At 70.7% G+C, this 23,946-nt stretch carries 21 protein-coding genes; 9 read left to right on the top strand and 12 right to left on the bottom strand.

Annotation, left to right across the window (positions count from 1 at the left end; all coding sequences use genetic code 11):
* Nucleotides 1–62 precede the first annotated feature (62 nt).
* Nucleotides 63–1,271, top strand: a complete 1,209-nt coding sequence (locus tag ABD52_RS15420) for a DUF2254 domain-containing protein (RefSeq protein WP_053065394.1) — start codon at nt 63–65, stop codon at nt 1,269–1,271.
* 61 nt (nt 1,272–1,332) lie between these two features.
* On the opposite strand, the gene ABD52_RS15415 is transcribed toward ABD52_RS15420, so the two are convergent.
* Nucleotides 1,333–1,713 (bottom strand): hypothetical protein, encoded by a 381-nt coding sequence (locus tag ABD52_RS15415; RefSeq protein WP_161801628.1) that lies wholly within the window; start codon nt 1,711–1,713, stop codon nt 1,333–1,335.
* Nucleotides 1,714–1,845: 132 nt separating this feature from the next.
* A complete protein-coding gene (locus tag ABD52_RS15410) occupies nt 1,846–2,115 on the bottom strand; it encodes a BON domain-containing protein (protein ID WP_047892265.1) in 270 nt (89 codons plus the stop codon).
* 224 nt (nt 2,116–2,339) lie between these two features.
* On the opposite strand from ABD52_RS15410, the gene ABD52_RS37495 reads away from it, so the two are divergent.
* Nucleotides 2,340–4,040 carry a serine/threonine protein kinase gene (locus tag ABD52_RS37495; RefSeq protein WP_053065393.1) on the top strand — a complete coding sequence of 567 codons (1,701 nt, stop codon included), beginning with the start codon at nt 2,340–2,342 and terminating at the stop codon, nt 4,038–4,040.
* An 18-nt stretch (nt 4,041–4,058) separates the two neighbouring features.
* On the opposite strand, the gene ABD52_RS15400 is transcribed toward ABD52_RS37495, so the two are convergent.
* Nucleotides 4,059–5,150, bottom strand: a complete 1,092-nt coding sequence (locus ABD52_RS15400) for a PP2C family protein-serine/threonine phosphatase (protein ID WP_053065392.1) — start codon at nt 5,148–5,150, stop codon at nt 4,059–4,061.
* Nucleotides 5,143–5,961, bottom strand: coding sequence for a potassium channel family protein (locus ABD52_RS15395; RefSeq protein ID WP_082171301.1), 819 nt, complete (start codon nt 5,959–5,961; stop codon nt 5,143–5,145). Before ABD52_RS15395 ends, ABD52_RS15400 begins: the two co-directional genes overlap by 8 nt.
* A 98-nt stretch (nt 5,962–6,059) precedes the next feature.
* Between ABD52_RS15395 and ABD52_RS15390 the strand changes: the two genes are divergently transcribed.
* Nucleotides 6,060–6,491, top strand: coding sequence for a MarR family transcriptional regulator (locus tag ABD52_RS15390; protein WP_082171308.1), 432 nt, complete (start codon nt 6,060–6,062; stop codon nt 6,489–6,491).
* A gap of 19 nt (nt 6,492–6,510) precedes the next feature.
* Here ABD52_RS15390 and ABD52_RS15385 read toward each other — a convergent pair whose 3' ends face one another.
* Entirely contained in the window at nt 6,511–7,833 is a 1,323-nt protein-coding gene (locus ABD52_RS15385; RefSeq protein WP_047892263.1) for a sodium:proton antiporter, read from the bottom strand.
* A gap of 206 nt (nt 7,834–8,039) precedes the next feature.
* Here ABD52_RS15385 and ABD52_RS15380 point away from each other — a divergent pair, with 206 nt between their 5' ends.
* From ABD52_RS15380 to ABD52_RS15365, 4 genes are all read left to right on the top strand, one after another.
* Nucleotides 8,040–8,927, top strand: coding sequence for an ABC transporter ATP-binding protein (locus tag ABD52_RS15380; RefSeq protein WP_235437473.1), 888 nt, complete (start codon nt 8,040–8,042; stop codon nt 8,925–8,927).
* The gene (locus ABD52_RS15375) at nt 8,924–10,546 is read left to right on the top strand and encodes a hypothetical protein (protein WP_047892262.1); all 1,623 of its coding nucleotides are present in this window, start codon (nt 8,924–8,926) and stop codon (nt 10,544–10,546) included. Before ABD52_RS15380 ends, ABD52_RS15375 begins: the two co-directional genes overlap by 4 nt.
* 159 nt (nt 10,547–10,705) lie before the next feature.
* A complete protein-coding gene (locus tag ABD52_RS15370; RefSeq protein WP_235437472.1) occupies nt 10,706–12,067 on the top strand; it encodes a TrkH family potassium uptake protein in 1,362 nt (453 codons plus the stop codon).
* Complete coding sequence (locus ABD52_RS15365; RefSeq protein WP_047892261.1) at nt 12,060–12,743, top strand: TrkA family potassium uptake protein; 684 nt, start codon at nt 12,060–12,062, stop codon at nt 12,741–12,743. The genes ABD52_RS15370 and ABD52_RS15365 overlap by 8 nt, the downstream gene beginning before the upstream one ends.
* A 124-nt stretch (nt 12,744–12,867) precedes the next feature.
* Here the strand turns inward: ABD52_RS15365 and ahcY are convergent, their stop codons facing one another.
* The 5 genes from ahcY to ABD52_RS15340 all read right to left on the bottom strand — a co-directional run bounded on the left by ahcY (nt 12,868) and on the right by ABD52_RS15340 (nt 18,454).
* A complete protein-coding gene (gene ahcY / locus ABD52_RS15360) occupies nt 12,868–14,307 on the bottom strand; it encodes an adenosylhomocysteinase (RefSeq protein ID WP_047892260.1) in 1,440 nt (479 codons plus the stop codon).
* Nucleotides 14,308–14,309: 2 nt separating this feature from the next.
* A complete protein-coding gene (gene metK, locus ABD52_RS15355) occupies nt 14,310–15,497 on the bottom strand; it encodes a methionine adenosyltransferase (RefSeq protein ID WP_047892259.1) in 1,188 nt (395 codons plus the stop codon).
* A 51-nt stretch (nt 15,498–15,548) separates the two neighbouring features.
* Nucleotides 15,549–16,358 (bottom strand): cyclopropane-fatty-acyl-phospholipid synthase family protein, encoded by an 810-nt coding sequence (locus ABD52_RS15350; RefSeq protein ID WP_047892258.1) that lies wholly within the window; start codon nt 16,356–16,358, stop codon nt 15,549–15,551.
* A gap of 418 nt (nt 16,359–16,776) precedes the next feature.
* Complete coding sequence (locus ABD52_RS15345) at nt 16,777–17,553, bottom strand: ABC transporter permease subunit (RefSeq protein ID WP_047892257.1); 777 nt, start codon at nt 17,551–17,553, stop codon at nt 16,777–16,779.
* Entirely contained in the window at nt 17,543–18,454 is a 912-nt protein-coding gene (locus tag ABD52_RS15340; protein ID WP_047892256.1) for an ABC transporter ATP-binding protein, read from the bottom strand. The genes ABD52_RS15345 and ABD52_RS15340 overlap by 11 nt, the downstream gene beginning before the upstream one ends.
* A 180-nt stretch (nt 18,455–18,634) precedes the next feature.
* Between ABD52_RS15340 and ABD52_RS15335 the strand changes: the two genes are divergently transcribed.
* Both ABD52_RS15335 and ABD52_RS15330 read left to right on the top strand, forming a co-directional pair.
* Nucleotides 18,635–19,825 (top strand): cytochrome P450, encoded by a 1,191-nt coding sequence (locus ABD52_RS15335; RefSeq protein ID WP_053065391.1) that lies wholly within the window; start codon nt 18,635–18,637, stop codon nt 19,823–19,825.
* Nucleotides 19,826–19,834: 9 nt separating this feature from the next.
* Entirely contained in the window at nt 19,835–20,617 is a 783-nt protein-coding gene (locus ABD52_RS15330) for a thioesterase II family protein (RefSeq protein WP_047892255.1), read from the top strand.
* An 87-nt stretch (nt 20,618–20,704) separates the two neighbouring features.
* Here ABD52_RS15330 and ABD52_RS15325 read toward each other — a convergent pair whose 3' ends face one another.
* Nucleotides 20,705–21,802 (bottom strand): MupA/Atu3671 family FMN-dependent luciferase-like monooxygenase, encoded by a 1,098-nt coding sequence (locus ABD52_RS15325; protein WP_047892254.1) that lies wholly within the window; start codon nt 21,800–21,802, stop codon nt 20,705–20,707.
* A gap of 8 nt (nt 21,803–21,810) precedes the next feature.
* Nucleotides 21,811–23,946, bottom strand: a 2,136-nt coding sequence (locus ABD52_RS15320) for a non-ribosomal peptide synthetase (RefSeq protein ID WP_047892253.1), incomplete at its 5' end; no start/stop codon positions are given.

Genomic DNA, 23,946 nt, shown 5'->3' with positions numbered 1-23,946 from the left:
CCTCAAGGTAAACAGACCCGTCGGCAGGTATGCAAAGGGCACGTACCGGGGATTACGGCGAGATGAGCCGCGCTCCGCGTACCCTTCGGTCCCGCCTGGCGGCCGCGTGGTCTGGGTTCTGGCTGGTGCCGGCGGCGTTCGCCGCCGGGGCCGTGCTGCTGGCCCTCGGCCTGTCGGCGGCCGAGCTGCGGCTGGGCCTGCCGACGAGTGGGTTCCTGCCCAGCAGCGTGGCCGGCGCCCGGTCGCTGCTGTCGTCGATCATCACCGCGATGATCTCGTTCACCGCGCTGGTCTTCTCCATCACCGTGGTGGCCGTGCAACTCGCCAGCAGCCAGTACTCCCCCCGGGTGCTGCGGACCTTCCTGCAGGACCGGGTGACGCAGGCGGCGCTGGGCACCTTCCTGGCGACCGCGCTGTTCGCCATGGTGGTGCTGGCAGCGTTGCCCGCCGGCTCCGATGCCCGTCTGCCGGAACTCTCGCTCGCCGTGACGATGACCCTCGTGCTCGCCAGCAGCGGGCTGTTCGTCTACTACCTGCACCACGTCACCACCGTCATGCGGGTCTCACACATCATCGCCGCGGTCGGCGCCCAGACCCGCCGGGTCATCGAGGAGCAGTATCCGGTCGGCCCAGCTGCCGCGTGCGTTCCACCGCCCGCCCCGCCGGTGCAGGTGATCACCGCGGTGCAGCCCGGCATGATCCAGCACGTCGACCTCGGCCGGCTCGCCGCGCTGGCCCGCGAACACGACTGCGCCCTGTCGGTCCTGCCCGCACCGGGCGACTTCGTAGTGGCCGGGCAACCGCTGATCGCGGTCCATCCGATGCCCGACAGCGCTCCCCCGGCGAGCGTGCCGGACGCACGGGCGTGCATCGCGGTGAACCTCGGCGTGGAACGGACCCTCGGACAGGACGTCGGATTCGGGCTCCGGCAGCTGACCGACATCGCCGAACGGGCCCTGTCACCCGGGATCAACGACACCACCACCGCGGTCCGCAGCGTCCAGGAGATGCACGACCTGCTACGCCGCCTCGCCGGCCGACCCGGTCACCGCCTCATCGTCGACGACCCCGACGGCACCCCACGGGTACGGGCCCGGGCGCAGGACTTCGACGGCTTCCTCGCGGTCGCGGTCGACGACGTCCGGCGGGCGGGACGCGACCAGCCGCGGATCATCCGCCTCCTGGACGACCTACTCGCCGACCTGCGTTCCGTGGCACTGCCGGAACACCTGCCCGGCATCCTCCGGAGGATCGCGAAGCGGCAGGCATGAGTCGGTGGTGACGCGGGAAGCGGCAGGCCGACGAGCTGCGTGCCGGCCCCTCAGCGGGCTGTCATTTCCAGACGGTCACCTCATCGGCGGCGAGCGCCCGGCCGCCCTCGAAGTCTCGGTACGGACCGGAGGGCCCGAGATCGTAGCGGTCGGACAGGTCACGGTACGAGAAGTCGACGACGGTGCCACTCACGGTCACCAACTGCGGTGGTTCCATGACGGCCGGATCGGTCGACAGCACGAGCAGCGTCCCGTTGGTGAGGTCGACGTCGCGCACCACGAACGCGGCGCCGGCGACGACGTGGTCGACCGTGGCGGTCACGGTGAGACGCACGCCCACCTCCGCGCGGGCGACCGTGCCCAGCCGGACGGTGGGGGTCGGCTCCGGCGTCGGCTGCGGTTCCGACGCCCGGCTGGCGCAGCCGGTGACGAGCAGAGCCACCGTCGAGAGCACTACGAGCGCCCGACAGCGACGGCTCCACCTGTCCATCCCTCGTCGCTCCCTCCGTGGCGGGTTCACCACCGGTTCGCCTCCTCATACTCCGGGTCAACTGTGGCACCTGCTTGGCGGGCGTCAGACCACATGCAGCCGCACGCTGACGTCGAGCGCGGCGGGCACGGCCCAGGCGAGAGCGCGCGCACGGGCCCGCGCGTCGGTCGAGCTGACCCGGCCCTCCAGGATGACCACCCGGTTCTGCGCCTCGACGCAGATGCGCTCGTGGCGCAGCAGTGGGTCCTGGCCCATCAGCGTGGCGACGTGACACGCCAGCCGGGTGTCGTCCGCGACCGGGTCGCCGTGGAGCGGCGACGGCAGCCTCTCGGGGTAGAACCACGGGTAGGTCATAACTCGTCTCCTCACCGTTGGAGTGGCGTTCCTTCCGCGCTACCCCGAGTGTCCGGCCGGGAACACGACGGTTCCATGACGATCTGCCCCCGGCTTCGTGACACCTGGACGTCTGCCCGTCCCGTACCGGCCTGCGGCCGTTTTCCCTGCTGAGGACTCGGGTAGGGGGCGATGTGTCGCCGCGTCGGGCTCAGGCTGGCGGGATCACGGAAAGGGGGTGTGCGATGCGGGTTCTGGCGGGACGCTACCGCCTGGTGCGGCAGGTCGGCCGGGGCGGGTCGGCGGTCGTCTGGCAGGCGGTGGACCATCTGCTCGACCGGACGGTCGCGGTCAAACTGCTCGCCCCCGGCATCGCGGAGGATCGCAGGTGGCGCGGCGCCGTGCGCCGCGAGGCGCGAGCCGCGGCACGGCTGGCCCACCCGAACGTCGCGGCGGTCTACGACTACGGCGAGGCCCGGCTGTCCGGGCTGCGGCGCGTGCCCTTCCTGGTGCTGCAGTACGTCGACGGCGAGACGGTATCCGACCGGCTGCGCCGGACCGGTCCGCTGGGATGGCCCGCCGGTGGTCGGATCTGCGCGGAGGTGGCAGCCGGACTCGCCGCGATCCACGATGCTGGGCTGGTCCATCGCGACGTCAAGCCGGGCAACGTGCTGCTCTCTCCCGAGGGGGCGAAGCTGGTCGACCTCGGCGTGGCGCTCGCTGTCGGCTCCGAGACCGTCGACAGGCGCGGCGAGATCCGCGGTACCCCCTCCTACATGGCTCCGGAGCAGCTGCGCGGCGAGCCGGCCGTGCCCGCCTGCGACGTCTACGCCCTCGGTCTTCTGCTCACCGAGTGCCTGACCGGGCGTTCGCCGGCTCGCCCGGACCGGCCCGAGCGCGACTGTCGCGGGGCGGCGCTCCAGATCGAGGGGGTGCCCTCGGCCGTTGACGAGCTGCGTCGTGCTTGCCTCGCATCCGATCCCGCCGAGCGGCCCAGCGCGTCCACCGTGGCAGAGTCGCTCACCACCGCGGCCGCTTCCGACGGGGTGCGGCTGCGGCCGGCCGCCGGTGAACGACCGGACGTCCGGCCCACGGTCCCCGCGATGCACGACTACCCCGGCCGCACACGGCTCCGGCGCACCGCGCTGGTGGGCGGCCTACCGGCGGTCCTGGCGGGTGCGGTGCTCGTCGCTCAGCTTCCCGGATCCGGTTCGACGCAGGACGCCTACGGCGCGGCGGAGGCGACGCCGACCGCGTCCTTCGGCTGCACCGTCACCTACTCGGCGGAGCGCGCTCGGGGGACGTTCGATGCCGACCTCACCGTGCAGATGACCGGAGGACGGCCGACCGACCGGCCCGTCCTCGCCTTCCGGCTGTCGCCCGGCCAGCACTTGGCCGCCCCGCTGGACCGGTGGCAGTCCGGGCGGCTCGTGCGACTCCCCGTCCGGTGGGAAACCTCGTCGCGGATCCGGGTACCGCTGCAGGGCACCTACACCGAGCAGGCCCGGACCGGCCCGGACGGATTCGCGCTCGCCGGCGTGCCCTGCCGCGGCACCTCGACACTGGTCACCATCGCGGGCGAGGACGAGCCGGAGACGCAGCCGGCGACGCGCCGCGTACCGGCCACCAGAGCCGACGATCCGGCACCCCGATCCACCGGCCCCGACGACAAGCCTGCGGCGACGCCGCCGCAGCCAGCGGTCAACGAGGATCCGGCGAGTGCTCCGCCTACGACCGGCGACCCGACTGACCTCCTGACGCCGTCGGCGCCGACTACCCCCACCCGCGAGCCGACGGCCGGGCCGACCAGGTCGGCTGGCACGACCTCGAGCCCGCCCGTCTCCCCTTCGGCTCCACCGACCGCAGACACGCCGTCCACGCCCGCCTATCCCACTTCCCCGACGGCCGGCGCCCCCAGTTCCGTCGACGCCGACGTGCCGGCCTGACCTCGCAAGATCGGTCCGCTACCGACCGGGGTCGCCGTCGCCGTCCGGCAGCCGCTCGATCAGCAGCAAGGCGAGATCGTCGCGAGGTTCGCCTCCGGCATGTGCCCGCACCGCACGCCAGACGGCGTCGAGTGCCTTCGCCGGCGAGGGAGCGGACAGCGGGCGGTCGAGGAGCCGGAGCGGGAAGAATCGCCCGGCATCGTCGCGTGCCTCGATCAGACCGTCGGTGTAGAGCAGCAGCCGGTCACCGGTTGCCCAGGCGTGGTGCGTCGGCGGTCGACGCCGGCCGCCCAGCCCCAGCGGCCGGTCCGGTTCGGTCTCACCGAGCGGAACGGGCGAACATCCGGGACGGTGCCGCAGCGGCATGGGATGCCCGCAACTCATCACCCACAGGTCCGGACCGCGGACCTCCAGCAGGACGGCCGTGACGAAGGTGACCCCGTAGGCGGGCATCGGTTCCCGCGCGACCAGGGTGTCGAGATCCGTGGCGACCTCTTCCAGCCGGTCACGTACGATCGCGGACTGCCGGAACGCGCCGATCACCGCCGAGGCGAGCTGCACCGCCGGTAGTCCCTTGCCGCACACGTCGCCGATGATGACGCGCAGCCGGCCCGGTCCCGGTACGACCTCGTAGAGGTCGCCGCCCACCCCCGCGCCCCGCTGCGCGGAGACGTAGCGGGCTCCCAGTGCGACGTTCCCGATCGTGGGTGGGACCTCCCGCAAGATGGCCTTCTGGGTGACCCGCACGATCTCGCTCATCCGGCGGATCCGCTCCTCGCGCACGGTGCGGGCCCGGGACACGTACAGTGCCGCGATGCTGACCGTGATGACCACGGCCACCCGCAGGACGTGGTCGAGGCTGCCCAGGGTCTGACTCGGCAGGCCGGCCAGGACCGCGGCGACCGTCGCCGCGGCGGACGCGACGGCGGTACGTCTCGGCGTGTCAACGGCGGCGGCCAGCAACGGGGCCAGGGCCAGAAAACCGATGAGGACCGCGTGCGCCGCCGCCGCCACGTCGACCAGCAGCACGCCGCCGATGAACGCCAACGCGGCGGGCAGCCCGAGCCACGATCGGTGGCCGGACTCCGCAGAGCCGTCCGGGTCAGTCATCGACGGCGACCCCGTCCACCGTCATCGGATCGGGCCGGCCGGCGAGGGACTGCGACTCCAGCCTCGCCCGCAATGCGGCGATCTCGTCCCGCAGGCCCGCGACGTCGGCGGCCGTGGCCGGCTCCGGACGGTCCCGGTCGGCGACCCGCTCGACGATCCAGGTCGCGAGCGACCCGGTCACGAAACCGATCAGGCCGATCCCGCCGACCATCAGGCCGAGCGCGACCAACCGACCCGCCGTAGTCACCGGGAATAGGTCGCCGTACCCGACGGTGGTGATCGTCACCGCGGCCCACCAGAGAGCGTCGGTGAACGAGGTGATCGAGGCGTCCGGGGCAGTCCGCTCCGCGTCGAGCACCGCCAGGGCCGACACGACCACGAGCAGCACGGTCGTGGCGCTGACGTACAGGGCGAGGCGGCCACGGGCCCAGACGGTCGTACGTCGGGTCAGGTTCAGGACGACCGTGACCAGCCGGAGGGCCCGCAGCGGACGCAGGAACGGCAGCACGAGCACGGCCAGGTCGAACAGGTGGGTGCGCAGGAAGCGCAGCCGGTCGTCGGCGAGGGCGAACCGCACCAGCAGGTCGATCCAGAAGAGCATCCAGATGGTCAGACTGGTGGCCTCGCAGGCGACGACCCACCGGTGGGGCAGTTGCGGCACGAGGATGGGCCACGCGTACGCGCCGAGGAACACCACGGACAGCAAGGTCAGCGGGACAGCACTGAGCTGCTCCCAGCGTCGTCCACCCGTCCGCTGTCGGGATCCGTACCGCTCGCCGAACACCGCCCTCACCGCCTTTCCTGTATCCATGCAACTATTCTGTGGTGGAACTCTACGGGTCGGTCGACGCGCACCTGACGGACCCCGAGTCGGCGCTCGTCGACGGTCTCGCCGCGCTGAGCCGGGTGATGGTGGGCTTCACCGCGCGTACGCTGGCCGGCCTCGACACAGAACTGACCCTTTCCCAGTACCGCGCGATGGTGCTGCTCGCCGCACGCGGGGCGCTGCGGACGGTGGACCTGGCCACCGCCCTCGAGGTCCACCCGTCGACCGCGACCCGCACCTGCGACCGGCTGGTCCGGCGTGGTCTGGTGGCCCGGCGGCAGGGCACCACCGACCGGCGGGTCGCCTGGTTGACCCTCACCGAGGCCGGTCGCGCGCTGGTTGCCCAAGTGGTCCGTAGGAGGACCGACCGAATCCGTGATCTCGTCCAGTGCGCGGACGCAGTCCGTCAGGCGACCGCGGCCGAACTCGTCAATGCGCTGGTCGAGGCGGCCGGCGAGCCGACGGAGAGCCAGTGGTGGCGGGACTGGGCGGCCCAGCGCGAGGACAGCGCCTGAACGTTCGTGTCGCCGCGCGCTACTTCGCCCTTGCCTGCGGGTCCGCCTTCGCGCCGTCGCCGCGGTCGGAGCCCTGACCGGTTCCGTCGTTGTCCGCTGCGCTCGGGCCGGCCGCGGCCCGCTGGTCGGGTCCGCCCCGGCGGGCCCGCCGGATCCGGCGCCGCACGCCGTGCCAGGCGGGCGTCTCGCGGGACTCGTCGAAGGCCCGCGCGACCACGACGTCGGTGGAGGAGTGCGCCAGGATCGAGATGACGATGGTCAGCGCCACCAGGTGGAACACCTCGTCGCCGGCGGCGATGCCGGATTCGAGGACGAGCAGCCCGTAGACGACCGAGGCGAAGCCCTTCGGCCCGAACCACATCGCGGCGGCTTGCTCCCGCAGGCCCAGCCCGGAGCGCAGGAACGAGATCCACAGCGCCACCGGTCGGGCCACCACGATGGCCAGGACGGCGAAGACCCAGCCGGTCCAGGAGATCTCCCCGAGGAACGCAGGCGAGATCAGCGCCCCGAACACCAGCAGCGCGGCCAGCTTCAGCAGCTCGGCGACGTTCTCCCCGAAGTGCTCGAACGCGGCCCGCTCCCGCGGCCCGAAGGTGGCCACGGTGATCCCGGCGGCGAACGCGGCGAGGAACAGGTTGCCGTGGGTGACCTTGCCCAGCGCCAGCACCAGCAGCCCGATCGCCACCCCGTTGAGCGGCGCGTACGCCGCGGACGCGGCGAACCAGCGGGTGCGCTCCAGCGCGATCGCGGCCAGCGGCACCAGCACCCCGATCAGCAGCCCCACCGCCAGTTCGGTGCCCAACTCCCCCAGGTGCAGGTCGTCGGAGCCGGCCGCGACCGCCAGCAGCACCACCACGAACGGCAGGGCGAGACCGTCGTTGACGCCGGACTCGACGTTGAGCAGGTGCCGCAGCCGGGCGGGAACCTTGTCGTTGCCGACCAGAGCGGCGGCGAAGACCGGGTCGGTGGGGGCGAGGATCGCCCCGAGCAGCAGCGCCTCCGGCCAGTCGAGGCCGGCAACGTAGTGCGCGAGCACGGCGGTGACGAGCAACGTCAGCGGCAGGCCCCAGCCCAGGGCGCGCCCGGGCAGCCGCCACGCCGACCGCAGGTCGGCCCAACCGACGCGCATCCCGTCGGTGAACAGCACCGCGAACAGCGCCAACTCGGCAAGGTGCGCCACGATCGGGGAGTCGGCACGCAGGTGCAGCACCCCGGTGGTGTCCTCACCGAGCAGGAAACCGGCCACCAGGAACAACGCCGCCGTGGACAGGATTGTCCGGTGGGCCAGCGCCGACACGAGCACGGCGGCCAACAGGACGACGGCGAAGCACAACAACAGCACGGGGAGACCTCCGGGGCGCGGACCATCACGGTGCCGACCAGACTTCCCGGCGCTCCACGGATCCCGGCGATCATAACGGCCGGCGCGACGGCCACGAGCGGCAGACCGGCCGTGCTGTTCGGGCGTGACATACCGGCGTACCGTGAGGTCCGGTGCGCCGGGAAGCCTGGTCGGCAGTCGTGACACGTCGTCGACCGGAGGCACCCGTGGCCGCACCCGCCATCCGCACGCAGCACCTGACCAAGCGCTACGGGAGGCTGCTGGCCCTCGACGGGCTGGACCTCACCGTGCCGGCCGGTGAGGTGTTCGGGTTCCTCGGCCCCAACGGCGCCGGGAAGTCCACCACGATCCGGCTGCTGCTCGGCCTGGCCCGGCCCACCGCCGGCCGGGCCTGGATCTTCGACGCCGACGCGGCGGACGTCGCCGCGGCGCACCGGCTGCTGGCGTACGTACCGGCCGACGTGGCGCTCTGGCCACAACTCACCGGCGCGGAGACCCTGGAGCTGCTCGCCGCCACCGGGCCCGGTGTCGACCGCGGCTACCGCGACGAGCTGGTGCAACGCTTCGCCCTCGACCTGTCCACCCCGGCCCGCGCCTACTCCACAGGCAACCGGCAGAAGGTCGCCCTGGTCGCGGCGTTCGCCACCCGCGCCCCGCTGCTGGTCCTCGACGAGCCGACCAGCGGCCTGGATCCCCTGATGGAACTCCAGTTCCGACGCGCTGTCGCGGTCGCTCGCGACAACGGGCAGACGGTGTTCCTCTGCTCCCACCAACTGGCGGAGGTCGAGGCGGTCTGCGACCGGGTGGCGATCCTGCGCGCCGGTCGGCTCGTTGACGTCGCCACGGTCGGTGAGTTGCGTCGCCTGCACCGTACCGAGGTGACCGCCGGCTTCACCGGTTCCGCACCGGACCTGCGGGGCGTGGCCGGCGTCGAGATCGTCGCGCAGGACGGCGGCATGCTCCGCTTCACCATGACCGGTTCGCCCGCGCCGGCGTTGCGCGCCCTCGCCGCCGCGGACGTCACCGCGCTCACGGTGCGGGAACCGAGCCTTGAGGAGATCTTCCTCGACTACTACGGGGAGTCGGCCCGATGACCGCCCTGGCAGGAGACGGCCGCCTGGTCCGTTCGGTCGCCGGCCGGGCCGTGACCTGCCTCGCCGTGCGGCAGGTACGTCGGGGAGCGTTCGTCGTGCTCACCGTGACGGTCGGCATGTCGGTACTGGTCGCCGCCACCTACGCCAGCACGATCGCCGGCGGTGGCGGCGCGCAGGCCCTCGCCGCCCTGGCCGGCAATCCCGCGATCCGCACGCTGTTCGGCGAGCCGGTCGCCCTCGACACGGTCGGCGGTTTCACGGTCTGGCGCACCGGCGTCGTCCTCGCCGTGCTGCTGTCGGTGTGGGGGACGCTGGTCACCACCCGCGTGACCCGGGGCGAGGAGGAGGCCGGCCGGTCAGATCTCCTGCTCGCCGGCCGATTGAGCCGGCCGGCGCTGCTCGGCCGGCACCTCGCGGTGCTGACGGCCGCGATGCTCCTGACCGGGATCACGCTCGCCGTGGCGCTCACCGCGGTCGGCACCCCGGCCCGCGGGGCGGTCGTGCACGCCGCCGGTCTGGCGTCGGCAGGCCTGGTGGCGGTCGCGGCGGCGGCCCTCGCCGCGCAGGTCTTCCCGACCCGATCCGGAGCGACCGGGGCCACGCTGGCGGTCCTCGGCGTGGGACTGATGGCCCGCATGGTCGGTGACGGCGTCACCGCTCTCGACTGGCTGCGCTGGCTGCCGCCGTACGGTCCGCTGGCGCTGCTCCGCCCCTACCGCGACGACCGGTGGACCCCCCTGGTCGTCCTCGCGCTCACTACCATCGCGCTGGCCGTCGCCGCACTCGCCCTGGCCGGACGGCGGGACACCCGGGACGGGCTGATCTCCCCCGCCACCGGCCGGCCACCCCGGCTGCGGCTGCTCGGATCGGTGGACGCCTTCGCCATCCGGCGGATGCTGCGACCGTTGGCCGGTTGGTCGGCCGGGCTCGGCGCCTACTTCCTGCTGATCGGCATGCTCGCCGAATCGCTGACCGGCTTCCTCGCCGACAACCCCCGCTTCGCCGACCTGGCGGCGCAGGCGGGCTTCGCCGGCCTCGGCACGGTCCGCGGGTACGCCGCGACGCTGTTCGCCCTGCTCGCCGTCCCGGTCGGCGCGTTCACCGCCGTACGGCTAGCCGCGCTCGCCGCCGCCGAGACCGGCGAACGTCTGACCCTGCTACTCGCCGGGCCGGTCACCCGTGGCCGACTACTCAACGCCGAGATCCTCACCACCGCGGCCGGCGCGGCGGTCCTCGTCACCGTCGCCGCGACGGCGACGTGGCTCGGCGCGTCCCTGGTCGACGCGAACCTGCCGCTGTCGGCGGCACTCGCCGGCGCCTGGAACACGCTGCCGGTCGCGCTGCTCAGCCTCGCCGCCGCGACCGTGGCCCTCGGCCGCGCCCCGCACGGCGTGGTGGCCTGGGGCATGGTGCCGACCGCAGGCGGGTTCCTGCTCACGGTCGTCGCCGACAGCATCGACGCGCCGGGGTGGGTGAGCGCGGTGTCGCCGTACCGCCATCTCGCGGCCGTGCCGCAGGCGGTGCCCGACTCGCCGGCGCTGGCCGCCATGGGTGCGGTCGCGGTCGCGGCGGTGATGGTCGGCCGGCACGCCTACCAGCGACGCGACCTGCGTCGGTAGGCCGCGCATGCCGCAGTTCGACGCGGTGGCCGTGGGCAGCGGCCGGCCCGCCTCGTCGGTGACAGGTCGTGAGAGCATGCGGTTCATGACCCGGATCGGCCAGAGGGCCACACCGACGGCGCGCCCCGCTGATGGTCGCCGCCATGGCGCCGGTGGCACGTGATCGGTCGAGCACCGGCGTGGCAGCGGCGCAGCAGCCGGCTGCGGCATCCCGCGCAGGTGATCGCCGTCGGTTTCGGCACGGCGGTGGCGGTCGGCACCGGTCTGCTGTCACTGCCCGTGGCCACCCGTTCCGGGGAGCGGACCGGTCTGGTGGATGCGCTGTTCACCGCGACCTCCGCGGTCTGTGTGACCGGGCTGGTCACCGTCGACACGGGCAGCTACTGGTCCGGTTTTGGCCAGGCGGTGATCCTGCTGCTCATCCAGGCCGGCGGGCTGGGGATCATGACCCTCGCGACGCTGTTCACCGTGCTGCTGTCCCGGCGGCTCGGTCTGCGGGCCCGGTTCCTGGCCCAGGCCGAGACGAAGAGCCTCGACCTCACCGACGTGCGCGCGGTGGTCCGCCGGATCGTGCTGTTCAGTCTCGCCAGCGAAGCCGTCGTCGCGGTGGCGTTGACCGCCCGGTTCGCCACCGCCTACGACGAACCGTTCGGCGAGGCGGTGTACGACGGGGTGTTTCACGCCGTGTCGGCGTTCAACAACGCCGGTTTCTCCACCAACGCCGACAGCCTCGTCGGCTACGTCACCGACCCGTGGATCTGCCTGCCGATCGTCGCCGCGGTCATCCTCGGCGGGCTGGGCTTCCCTGTCGTGTTCGAACTGCTCCGCTGCTGGCGCCGCCCCGCGCTGTGGTCGGTGCTGACCCGCATCACCCTCGCCCTGACCGGCGCGCTGCTCGTGCTCGGTACCGCCGTGCTCACCCTCGCCGAGTTCACCAACCCGCGTACCCTCGGCCCCCTCGACGGGTGGCACAAGCTGCTGGCCGGGTTCTTCGCCTCCACCATGACCCGCACCGCCGGATTCAACAGCGTCGACATCGGCGCGATGCGGCCGGAGAGCCTGCTCGCCAGCGATGTGCTGATGTTCATCGGCGGCGGCAGCGCCGGCACCGCCGGCGGCATCAAGGTCACCACCTTCGGGCTGCTCGCCTTCGTCCTCTGGTCGGAAATGCGCGGTGAACTACACGTCCACGTCGGCCGGCGGCGCATCCCCGCCAGCAACCAGCGACAAGCCCTCGCCGTCGCCCTGCTCAGCGTCGGCGCCGTCGTCACCGCCACCTTCGCGCTGCTGGCCACCACCGCGTACCGGCTCGACGTCGTGCTATTCGAGGCGGTATCCGCGTTCGCCACCGTCGGCCTGTCCACCGGCATCACCGCCGCGCTGCCACCGCAGGCCGACCTGCTCCTGGTGGTGCTGATGTTCGCCGGCCGCGTCGGCCCGCTCACCCTGGCCTCCGCGCTGGCACTGCGCGACCGCAACCGCCGCTTCGAACTACCCGAGGAAAGGACGATCGTTGGCTGAGACACGCACCGAACCCGTCGTCGTCATCGGGCTGGGCCGCTTCGGCTCCGCCCTGGCCCTGGAACTTGTCAACCGGGGCACCGAGGTCCTCGGCATCGACCACCGCCCGAAGGCCGTCCAAGCCCTCGCCGGACAGCTGCCGCACGTCATCACCGCCGACTCCACCGACATCGAGGCCCTGCGGCAACTCGGCGTCGCCGAGTTCCACCGCGCCGTGGTGGCCATCGGCACCGACATCCAGGCCAGCATCCTCACCACCAGCCTGCTGGCCGAACTCGGCATCCCCGACATCTGGGCCAAGGCCATCAGCGACCAGCACCGCAACATCCTCACCCGCGTCGGCGCCCACCACGTCGTCGCGCCCGAACACGACATGGGTGAACGCGTCGCCCACCTGCTCTCCGGACGCATCCTCGACTACGTCGAGGTCGACGCCGACTTCGCCGTCATCAAGACCACCCCACCCCGCGACGTCGTCGGCGTGCCCCTGCGGGCGTCCCGCGTCCGCAGCAAGTGGGGAGTCACCGTCGTCGCCGTCAAACCACAGGCGGCCCCTCCCGGCGGCAAACCCCGCGCCTTCACCCACGCCACCCCCGAGACCGTCCTCGCCTACGGGGACCTCATCCTCGTCGTCGGTACCGTGGACGACGTCGAACGCTTCGCCACCACCGACTGACGCGTTGCGCCGCTGGATCTGGGCACGTCATGATCGGCGCTTTGCCGGCAGTTGCCGAAGAGCCGCCCACCGGGGACACCGTCTATATTGGCTCCCGTCGTCAGCGGGATGGCCATTCGACGAGTCAGTAGCGGTAGTGCTCGGCCTTGAACGGGCCCTCCGGGGAGACGCCCAGGTAGGCGGCCTGCTCCTTGGTGAGGGTGGTCAGCTTGGCGCCGAGCGCGCCCAGGTGCAGCCGGGCGACCTTCTCGTCCAGGTGCTTGGGGAGCACGTAGACGCCGATCGGGTATTCGTCGGTCTTGGTGAACAGCTCGATCTGGGCGATGGTCTGGTTGGCGAACGAGTTCGACATCACGAAGCTCGGGTGGCCGGTGGCGTTGCCCAGGTTCAGCAGGCGACCCTCGGAGAGCACGATGATGGCGTGACCGTCGTCGAAGCGCCACACGTCGACCTGCGGCTTGATGTTCTCCCGGGTCACGTCCGCGCGCTTCGCCAGGCCGGCCATGTCGATCTCGTTGTCGAAGTGGCCGATGTTGCCCACGATGGCCTGGTGCTTCATCCGGGCCATGTGCTCGTTGGTGATCACGTCGAAGCAGCCGGTCGCGGTGATGAAGATGTCGGCCTGCTCCACCACGTCGTCCAACGTGGCGACCTGGTAGCCGTCCATCGCCGCCTGGAGCGCGCAGATCGGGTCGACCTCGGTCACCACGACCCGGGCGCCCTGGCCACGCAGCGACTCGGCGCAGCCCTTGCCCACGTCGCCGTAGCCCATCACGACGGCCATCTTGCCGCCGATCAGCACGTCGGTGGCCCGGTTGATGCCGTCGATCAGCGAGTGGCGGCAGCCGTACTTGTTGTCGAACTTGCTCTTGGTCACCGAGTCGTTGACGTTGATCGCCGGGAAGAGCAGCGTGCCGGCGCGGTGCATCTCGTAGAGCCGGTGCACACCGGTGGTGGTCTCCTCGGTGACACCCTTGATGCCGGCGGCGATCCGGGTCCAGCGCTGGCCGTCCTCGCCGAGCGAGCGGTGCAGCACCTGGAGGATGACCGCGTACTCCTCGGAGTCGGCGGACTCGACCGGCGGCACGACGCCGGCCTTCTCGAACTCCGCGCCCTTGTGCACCAGCAGCGTGGCGTCACCGCCGTCGTCCAGGATCATGTTCGGGCCCTGCCCGTCCGGCCAGGCGAGCACCTGCTCGGTGCACCACCAGTACTCCTCCAGCGTCTCGCCCTTCCAGGCGTAGACCGGGACACCGGCCGGCGACTCCGGAGTGCCCTCGGGGCCGACCACGATCGCCGCGGCGGCGTGGTCCTGGGTGGAGAAGATGTTGCAGGACGCCCAGCGGACCTGCGCGCCGAGCGCGACAAGGGTCTCGATCAGGACAGCGGTCTGAACGGTCATGTGCAGCGAACCGGTGATCCGGGCACCGGCGAGCGGCTGGGCCTCGGCGAACTCACGCCGGATCGCCATCAGGCCCGGCATCTCATGCTCGGCGAGCCGGATCTCCTTACGCCCGAACTCGGCGAGCGACAGATCCGCCACCTTGAAGTCGTCGAATGCCATGGTCACACCACCGCTTTCAGGTCGGCTGCCCGGTCGGTGCCCTCCCAGGTCAGCTCCGCCAGCTCCCGGCCGAAGTGGCCGTAGGCGGCGGTCTGCCGGTAGATCGGGCGCAGCAGGTGCAGGTCCCGGATGATGGCGGCCGGACGCAGGTCGAACACCTCGGCCACGGCCTTCTCGATCGAGGCCACCGGCACCGTCTCGGTGCCGAACGTCTCGATGAACAGGCTCACCGGGTGCGCCTTGCCGATCGCGTACGCGACCTGCGCCTCGCACCGCTCGGCCAGGCCGGCGGCGACCACGTTCTTCGCCACCCACCGCATCGCGTACGCGGCCGACCGGTCCACCTTCGACGGGTCCTTGCCGGAGAACGCGCCGCCGCCGTGCCGCGCGTAGCCGCCGTAGGTGTCCACGATGATCTTCCGACCGGTCAGCCCGGCGTCACCCATCGGACCACCGATCTCGAACCGGCCCGTCGGGTTCACCAGCAGCCGGTACCCCTCGGTGTCCAGCTCCAGGCCCTCCAGCTCCGGCGTGATCACGTGCTCGCGCACATCCGGCGTGAGCAGCGACTCCAGCGAGATGTCCGCCGCGTGCTGACTGGACACCACCACCGTGTTCAGCCGCACCGGGCGCAGCCCGTCGTACTCGATGGTCACCTGGGTCTTGCCGTCCGGTCGCAGGTAGGGGATCGTGCCGTCCTTGCGCACCTGCGACAGCCGCCGCGCCAGCCGGTGCGCCAACGCGATCGGCAACGGCATCAACTCCGGCGTCTCCGAGCAGGCGAAGCCGAACATCATGCCCTGATCGCCCGCGCCCTGCGCGTCCAGCGCGCTCTCCGAACCACCGGTACGCAGCTCGAACGCGTTGTCCACACCCTGCGCGATATCCGGCGACTGCGCCCCGATGGACACGCTCACCCCGCAGGAGGCGCCGTCGAAGCCCTTCTTCGACGAGTCGTAGCCGATGCCGAGGATGGTCTCCCGCACGATGGTCGGGATGTCGGCGTACGCCTTCGTGGTGACCTCGCCGGCGACGTGCACCTGCCCGGTGGTGATCAACGTCTCCACCGCGACCCGGCTGTGCGGGTCCTGGGCGAGCAGCGCGTCGAGAATGCCGTCACTGATCTGGTCGGCGATCTTGTCCGGGTGGCCCTCCGTGACCGATTCGGACGTGAACAGACGGCGTGCCATAGCGACCTCTCTTGAGTGTCTAGATGGGGACGCCAGCCGGCACCCTCAGGGTCAGTTGCGCCTCGCGGTGACGAGCACATAGCCGAGGCCGGGGGTGTTGAAAGTGTCTTCCTCGGGGTCGAGGAACTGGTTGACCACCGCTTCGCCGGCGATGCGGACCCACTCGTCGCGGTGCTCGAGCATCTGGGCGCGCAGGGTGGAACGTACCGGCTTCGGTACAAGGATGTGCGGAGTGACGTCCTCCACGGCAAGCGGAGTGAACCCGGCCGCCTCGAGCAGCGCCGGATAGGCATCCAGGGTGACGGCGCTGATGATCGGGTGCGCTGCCGACCAGTCGGGGCCGGGTCCGTAGAACATGTCGGCAATCGCGAGGCGAGACCCGGGACGTAGGACCCGCGCCGCCTCATGCAGGGCCAACGCCTTGTCAGGCATGTGGATCATGGATTCGAAGAACCACGCGGCGTCGAACGACTCGTCGGCGAATGGCAGCTTGACGGCGTCGGCGTATTGGAATCGGACGCGGTTGGCGAGCCCGAGTTCCTCGGCCATCTCGTTGCCACGGATGACCTGACGCCGACTGACGGTGATGCCGGTGACGTCGACGTCATGGGTTCGGGCCAAGCTGATCGCAGGTTGTCCGATACCGCTACCGATGTCGAGAATGCGCTGCCCCGCTGCAGGTGCCAGCCTCTGGATCATCTGGTCCGTCATGGCTTCTGCCGCCTGCGGGAACGTGGCGGGATCGCTCTCGTCCCGCCAGTAGCCGACGTGCAGATTGTTGTCATTGATTCGTGCGTGGAAGTCGCTGAAGTCGTCGTAGAGTTCGGCGACCTCTTGCGCGTTGGACTCCATCGCGGTCATGCTGCGACTCCCTATCCGGCTCCGGGAGCCGCGGTCAGGTGCCAGGCCAAGAGAAGTCTCAGCCCGGGTTGGTTCACACACCGGTGACGAGCGGCGAGCCGCGCCAATCAGCCAACGCTGCCGCCCTGATTACACGTGGACGCCGCGACGTCTGGCCGGGTCGTTGTGTCACAGGTGGAGCCTGCCGCGTGCCGATGGTCGGCGGCACCCCGAAGGAACCAGGGACCCTGGCCATCGATGATTCTCTAGGGTCAGGACGATGGCCGATGCTGGGGTTGACAAGAAGGTGGGCAGAGCGGTGGCGAGCATGCGTGCACAGCGGATCGAGGCCGCACACCGGCCCATCCGTCAGCGACGGAGAGGGAGCCTGTCACGCCGGCCGGCGGGGGCGCGGCCGGCGTGACAGGCGAGGGGAAAGTCAGGCGAGGTCGCGACGGTTGAAGGCCCAGAGACTGACGCCGAGTATCACCACGGTCAGGGCCGCCAGCACACCCAGGTGACCCCACTGGAACCCGTTCTTCAGGGGCTCTCCGCCGATGTAGTAGTAGAACGGCGAGACCTTCTGCAGCCAGGTGGCGCCCATCTGCGGGGCGAAGGCGTTGAGCATGTACGAGAGCACTCCGACCGATGCCGTTCCCGCGAAGACCAGTCCGTGGCGGCCACCGGCGGCACCGATGCCGAGTGCCAGGGCCCCGAAGAAGACCGCGAGAAGACACACCGCGGTGGCTTGAGCGGCGAACTGGCCGGCCGAGACGGTCTCGAGCTGGGCGCTCGAGCGGATGGCCAGCATGCCGAGGAAGATCATGAGGGCGATGACGACGGCTCCCACCGCCAACGCCCCGAACCGTTGCAACAGGAGCTTCGTACGGCTCACCGGGTGCGCCAGGACGAGTTCGAGGAGCCCGTTCTCCTCGTCGCCGGCGATGGCACGCGCCCCGGTCGCAACTCCGTAGAAGAGCACGACCAGCGGCACCAGGATGCCGAACGGCGCAGTTCCCAGGTAGCCGGCGGCGGAGCCGATGTCGGAGAAGTTGAAGGCGTCCCGCAGGGCGTCGGGCACCGTCTCCACGCTCTGCGGCGTCATCTGCGGATAGAAGGCGCCGTAGATGATCGCGAGCAGCGTGGCGGCGACGATCCAGCCGGTCAGGCTTCGCCGGTTGTCCCAAAGCGACTGGGTCAGGATGCTACGCGACACGTGCCTTCTCCTCGCTGCTGTAGTAGCCGAGGAACAGGTCCTCGAGGTCGGGTTCGACCGCACGGATTCGCCTGACGGTGTGCTCAGCCGCCAGCTTGATCAACGCGTCAGGGCTGCCCTGGGCGCGGCAGCGCAAGGTGCAGCCCTCCACCGTGACGTCCGTAATGCCTTCCAGCACGGCAAAGCGGTCGGCGTTGGGAGCAGTGGTGAACTCGATCTCGACCTGAACCGTCAGCGCGGTGCGCGACCGCAGCTCCGCCATGCCGCTGACCGCGACCAGCCTGCCGTCGCGGATGATGGCGACCCGGTCGGCGACGGCCTCCACCTCACTCATGATGTGCGAGGACATCAGGACGGTCTGCCCGGCGGCCCGGGCCTCACGGACGAGGTCCAGGAAGGTCTGCTGCACGAGAGGGTCGAGCCCGGAGGTCGGCTCGTCGAGGATGAGCAGCTCCGGCCGGTGCATGAAGGCCTGCACGAGGCCGACCTTCTGCCGGTTTCCCTTGGAGAGACTCTTGATTCTGGTGCTCAGGTCGAGATCGAGCCGCTGCGCCAGTTCGTCTATGCGTGCGGCGGGTACACCACCGCGCAGCCCGCCGAGGAAGCTCAGGCATTCTCGGACACTCTGCCGCTTGTGCACGACGAAGTCGCCGGCAAGGTAGCCGACGCGCCGGTGCAGGGCCACGGCGTCGGCACGCGGGTCCAGGCCCAACACCCGGGCCCGCCCACCGCTGGGCCGGATCATGTCCAGCAGCAGGCGAATGGTCGTGGACTTGCCAGCGCCGTTGGGGCCGAGGTAACCCAGCACCTCACCCGGATAGACCTCGAGTGACAGGTCGACGATCCCGCGTCTGCTTCCGTAGTGCTTGGTCAGCTCTTCGAGCTGGATGACCGGTTCCATACTCGCAATCTATCAAGTCTTTAAAGATTTTTGAAGACTCCGAACCTCACGCGCCACTGGTGTTCGCCGTCGCGGGTCTCTGGGGTGGGAGCTGGGGACGCCCCGGGGTAGTTCGCGACCGCCCTCGCCCGCATGCTGCCTCTGGACCGCGCTGATGCCCACGGCACGAGAGGTACTCGGGTGACGACTTCCGAAACGACGATCCCCCCGCAGCCAAACGTCAACGACGCCGCCATCTACCCGTGGTACCGGATGATGCGCGACGAACACCCGGTGCGACGTGACCCGGTCACCGGCTGGTGGGTGGTCTACCGCTATGACGACGCGCGCCACGTGCTGACCAATCCGCAGATCTTCTCCTCCGAGATGCACCGCATGGGCTACCCGGAGTCCGGCCTGGAGAGCCTGCCGCAGATGGACCCGCCCCGACACACCCGGGTCCGGCGCATCCTCGGCACCACATTCACGCCGCACTCCATCGCGGAGTTCGAGCCGCTGATCGTCCGCATCACCAACGAGGTGATCGACGGCTTCGTCGACAAGGACCGCATCGACTTCGTGGCCGAACTGGCCTACACCGTGCCGATCGCGGTGATCCTCGAAGTCCTCGGCCTCCCGTCGGAGGACCGGGTGCACTTCTACGACTGGGCACGGCGGGTCATGGACGTCACCCCCGAGCAGATGGCTCAGGAGGGATACGCCGAGTCACTGTTCGACATGCAGCAGGACGCGGTGAACTACCTGCGCGAGAAGGTCCGCGAACGCCGGGGCAAGGCCGGTGAGGACATGCTGACCCGACTCGCCAACGCGCAGCTCGACGGCGACACCCTGACCGACGACGAGACCGCGAACTTCGCAAATGTCATGTTCGCGGGCGGCCACATCAGCACGACCATGACCATCGCCAACACCATCGACCTGCTGGACATGAACGGACAGGCGCAGCGGGACGTCAGGGACAACCCGTCGCTGCTGCCACAGGCCATCGAAGAGGTCCTGCGGCACCGGCCCCCGATCACCACGGGATTGCGCGGCAGCACCCGCGACGTCGAGCTGGGCGGGGTCACGATACCCAAGCACCAGTACGTCGCCGCGAGCTTCTGCTCGGCCAACCGCGACGAGCGCCAGTTCACCGACCCGGACGCCTTCGACATCCACCGTGCGGGCGAGGTGCGCCACTTCGGCTTCGGGTTCGGTACGCACCACTGCATCGGCAACGCCCTCGGCCGCCTGGAGACCCGTCTGGTCGTTCGAACCCTGCACGAGCGTTTCAAGGAGATCACGGTCGACCGGGACGGCGAAGTCGCGTGGGCGAAGCCACCGCAGATGGTCGGTTACGACAGGCTGCCCGTCGTGCTCCAGCCTGCCTGACGGACGCTGATGACCGCAAAGATCACCGAATCGCTCGCCGCAGCGCCGGACCGATGGGTATTGCGCCCGTCGAGCCGGCGCTGCCACCTGCGGCTATTATGTGTGCCCTACGCTGGCGGCGGAGCCGCAGTTTTCCACGGGTGGCAATCGCTGCTGCCCGCGGGCGTCGAGGTGTGGACACTGCGGCTTCCGGGTCGCGACGCCCGCTTCCACGAACCACTCGTGACGGATCTGCACGCGCTGGTGGACGATGCCGCGCAGGCACTGGCGCCCACGCTGGAGGAGCCATTCGCGGTGTTCGGTCACAGCCTCGGCGCGTTCATCGGCTACGAGCTGGTTCGCCGACTGAGCCATGCCTGGGGCCTGCAGGCGTCAATGCTGGCCGTCTCAGCGCGTGACGCACCGCAGATCCCCTCCTACCGGGGCGGGGTGCACCGCCTCGACGATCAAGACTTCATCGATGTGCTCGATCGCCAGTACGGAGCGATCCCTCCGGTGATCCGCACGGATCCACAGATGCGTGAGCTGTACCTACCGATCCTGCGCGCCGACGCCACCATGCTGGAGACCTACCGTCACGAGCCCGGGCCGGCGCTGCGATGCCCGGTGTCGGTGTTCTACGGCGACGACGACCTCGAGACGACGCCAGCCGGGCTGCGGGCATGGGCGGAGCTGACCACCGGCGGTGCGCGCCTGCACGGCCTACCCGGTGGTCACTTCTTCCTCGACAGCGAGCGCGCACGGCTGGCGCGGACGTTGGGAACGGAACTCACCGGCTCGTTGATACCCTGACCGGCCGGAGCACGTCATCGGACATCAGACATCGGACCGGGCCGGCCGGCACGCCCGATCCCCTGCGCGCCGGCGGCCCGAGCCGGGCTAACGGCTCCGCGCGTAGTACCACCTGAGCTCCGCCGAGGACGGCGCCACCGCCCCGGCCTCGGGCTCCTGGTGTGGCTGCTGCGTCCGCTGGCGCACCGCGTCCAGCCGGGGAAGGGCCCGCATGATGGTGTCGAAGGGCAGCCCGAAGTCGACCAGACAGGCGACCTCGGAGACGCCGATGGCGGAGAGCCGCCGCACGACATCGAGGCACTTCTCCTCGGAGCCCAGCAGCGACCGCCGCTGGAAGTAGTCCTCCGCCATGATCTCGGCGAGCCGGTCCCGTTCCGCCTCCCCGGCCGAGGCGCCGGCTCTGCTGTCACTGCTCTTCTGCGACATGAAGGAACCCAGGTACTTCTTGACGGGTTCACGAACCAGCTGCCAGACCGAGTCGTCATCCGCGCCGACGTACGTGTGCAAGCCCACCGTGACGATGCCGCCGCCCGGGTCGTGCCCGGCCCGCTCCCGCGCCGCGCGGTAGGCGGCGATGTTCTGTTCCAGTCGTTCCCAGCTGTCCAGCAACGTCAGCACGTTCAGACCTCGGGTGCCCGCCTCGATCCAGGTCTGCGGGTTGGAGGTGTGAACCAGCCACAGCGGTAGTTCCGCCTGGCACGGGCGCGGGAACGTGCGTACCGGGAGCACGGCACCGTCCGGCCCCGGAAAACCCACCGCGTCGCCGCGCCACAACGCCTGCAACGTGCCGATCGCGTCGAAGGTGTACTCGCGGCGCGTCTCGTAGTGCTGTGGGTAGAAGACGAAGTCGCCGTGATGCCAGCCGGTCGCCAGGCACAGTCCGGCCCGCCCGCCGGAGAGCTGGTCCACCAACGCCCATTCCTCGATGATGCGCACCGGGTGGTGGTGCGGGACGACCACGCTGCCGGCCCGCAGCCCGATCGAGGTGGTGGCCGCCGCGATCGCCGCCGACAGCACCGCCGGGTTGGGGAAGCTGCCGCCGAACTCCTGGAAGTGGCGCTCCGGGGTCCAGATCGCCGTGAAGCCGCGGGCGTCGATGAACTGGGCCACCTCCAGGATGAACCGGTAGCGGTCCCCGAAGTCGTAGCGGTCGTTCGCGGCGAAGAAGTAGACGCTGAAGTCCATCGAGGCTCCTAACGGTTGCCGCTGCCGGCCTGGCTGACCGACGCGTCGAGCAGCGGCGCGATCATCTGCGCGATGCGGGTGAGGTTGTGGTCGTAGGCGATGGTGAAGTGGTCCGCGTCCAGGTCATGGATCACGACCTGGTCACCGACGTACTCGGCGAAGCCGTTGGACGGGTCGGCGTTGCTGCGCGGGATGGCAGGCAGGTCGTTGTCGTTCTCCGCGGCCAGGAAGCCCCGGGTGGCGTGGAACAGGGTTGTGGGAACCGGATCGATCAGCGCGTCCGGCCGGTACTCCTGCAGGATCACGTTGTTTCTCATCATGAGGTCGTGACGCAGCCGGATCTGCCGCCGGATCGCCGTCGCGTCCGGGCGCGCCGGCGATCGACTGACGATGTGCCGCGCGACCACGTCGAGCTGCTCGTCTATCGTGCGGCCGGCCAGGTCCTGCAGGGTGACCCGCTCGGCGACCCCCCACCGTTGGCAGGACGCGTTGCCCAGCATGACTATCGAGAAGCTCTCCGCCTCCGCGTCGGTCACGTGACTCCAGTCGACGCTGTCCCAGGTGGCGGTGGCCGGCATGATGGGGTCGATCACGATGAGACGACTCACCTGCTCCCCCAAGAGCTGCAACTGCCGGGCGATCTCGTAGGCCAGCACCCCACCGAAGGAGCATCCGCCCAGGACGAACGGCTCCCCGCCGTGCTGCTCGCGCAGCTCCGCGGTGTACCGGCCGGCCATCTCACGGACACTGCGGAATTCCTGGGCCACCGCGTCACCGCTGACCTGTTCCAGCCCGACGAGCGGCCGGTTCGGGCCGAGGTGCCTGGAGAGGTAGACCGCATAGCTGACCTCGCCGTAGAGGTTGTGCGCCCAGATCGACAGGGGACCGACGCCGTAGCGGTTGATCGGGACGATGGCGCTCGGCTTCGGGGCTGCCACCGCCGGCCCGGCGATGAGGGGCGCGAGATGTCGGGCCCCTTCGGCCGACACCAGGGCACGGGCCGGCAGGTCCAGGTCGTGGATCACCGGCGGCGGGGCGACCCACCGGTCGAAGTCGCCGTCCTGCGTGCTGCCGGTACGCTGCGCGGGGCGTACGACGGTGACGGTCCCGGCGCCGGAGATGGGCCACGGCCGGTAGGCACGCGCCGCTGTCGCCAGGGCGAGGTACCAGCGGGCCGTCTCGGCGAGCCAGGTACGCAGTGCCGGCGCCTCCATCGGCGCGTCGGCGCGCAGGTCGTCCGCTGCCGCGTCCACCACGGCGTCGACGCCGGCATCGGCCGGCGGCAGGTCGGTCAGGGGTGCGGTACGTCCCCACGCGGCGCCGAGCAAGTCGGCGACCGCAGCGACGCATTCGACCAGCGGGGGTGTGGCCGGCGCCGGCTCCGGCTCGGGAGTGCCGATCAGGTGAAGTTCGGCCACCTCCATGCCACGGTCCATCAGGATGCGTGCGGTCTCGGCCGCGACGTAGCCGGCGGTGCCATGGCCGAAGATCCGACACGGGCCGGCCCGGTGGCTCGCCGCGATCGCATCGGCGCAGCCGGCGGCGAGCCCCCTGATGTCGGCGTCCGGGACGACGCCGAGCCCGAAGCCCGGCGCCTCGATGCCGAACACCGGGCCGGCGCCGGCCAGCGCCTCGCGTAAGTGCAGCAACCAGCTCAACTCGCCGGTGTCACCGAACAGACAGTAGGCGGGTGTGCCGTCCGAGGTCCCGCCGAAAGCGATCAGCTCCGCGGCGGGGGCCGCCGTGTCCGGACCCGGCCGCGCCTGGTCTAGACGCTCGGCGGGCGGCGCATCCGGTAGGACGAAATTCTCGGCGAGGTGTGCCGAGAGCAGGTCCACGTTGTTGTACTCGAGGATGGCGGCCATCGGAATGTGATCGCCGTAACGGCTTTGGATCTGCTGCATGATGCGCAGTGCCCCGATGGAGTCGACGCCGTACGAGCCGAAGTCACGATCGGGATCGACGGCGTCCACCGGGATGCCGATACCCTCGGCGACCGCTTCACGCACCCGACGGCGCACGGCTCCCGAGTCCGCCGAGGCGGATCCGGCCGGCTGCCGGTCCGGCACCGCGACGGTTGCCGGTCCGGCATCCGCCGATGACACGGTCACGGTGGGGCGGGTCGACGGGGCCTCGGCCAGGGA

It is taken from the genome of Micromonospora sp. RV43 (genome assembly GCF_001029515.1).
In the GTDB taxonomy this organism is placed as follows: domain Bacteria; phylum Actinomycetota; class Actinomycetes; order Mycobacteriales; family Micromonosporaceae; genus Micromonospora; species Micromonospora aurantiaca.
This window is presented reverse-complemented; position numbering and strand designations above follow the sequence as displayed.

Excerpts from the sequence above, each read along its gene's own strand:
- ABD52_RS15420 (WP_053065394.1), top strand. The coding sequence starts at position 63 with ATGAGCCGCGCTCCGCGTACCCTTCGGTCCCGCCTGGCGGCCGCGTGG.
- ABD52_RS15410 (WP_047892265.1), bottom strand. The coding sequence starts at position 2,115 with ATGACCTACCCGTGGTTCTACCCCGAGAGGCTGCCGTCGCCGCTCCAC.
- ABD52_RS37495 (WP_053065393.1), top strand. The coding sequence starts at position 2,340 with ATGCGGGTTCTGGCGGGACGCTACCGCCTGGTGCGGCAGGTCGGCCGG.
- ABD52_RS15400 (WP_053065392.1), bottom strand. The coding sequence starts at position 5,150 with ATGACTGACCCGGACGGCTCTGCGGAGTCCGGCCACCGATCGTGGCTC.
- ABD52_RS15395 (WP_082171301.1), bottom strand. The coding sequence starts at position 5,961 with ATGGATACAGGAAAGGCGGTGAGGGCGGTGTTCGGCGAGCGGTACGGA.
- ABD52_RS15390 (WP_082171308.1), top strand. The coding sequence starts at position 6,060 with ATGGTGGGCTTCACCGCGCGTACGCTGGCCGGCCTCGACACAGAACTG.
- ABD52_RS15375 (WP_047892262.1), top strand. The coding sequence starts at position 8,924 with ATGACCGCCCTGGCAGGAGACGGCCGCCTGGTCCGTTCGGTCGCCGGC.
- ahcY (WP_047892260.1), bottom strand. The coding sequence starts at position 14,307 with ATGGCATTCGACGACTTCAAGGTGGCGGATCTGTCGCTCGCCGAGTTC.
- metK (WP_047892259.1), bottom strand. The coding sequence starts at position 15,497 with ATGGCACGCCGTCTGTTCACGTCCGAATCGGTCACGGAGGGCCACCCG.
- ABD52_RS15350 (WP_047892258.1), bottom strand. The coding sequence starts at position 16,358 with ATGACCGCGATGGAGTCCAACGCGCAAGAGGTCGCCGAACTCTACGAC.
- ABD52_RS15340 (WP_047892256.1), bottom strand. The coding sequence starts at position 18,454 with ATGGAACCGGTCATCCAGCTCGAAGAGCTGACCAAGCACTACGGAAGC.
- ABD52_RS15330 (WP_047892255.1), top strand. The coding sequence starts at position 19,835 with ATGACCGCAAAGATCACCGAATCGCTCGCCGCAGCGCCGGACCGATGG.
- ABD52_RS15325 (WP_047892254.1), bottom strand. The coding sequence starts at position 21,802 with ATGGACTTCAGCGTCTACTTCTTCGCCGCGAACGACCGCTACGACTTC.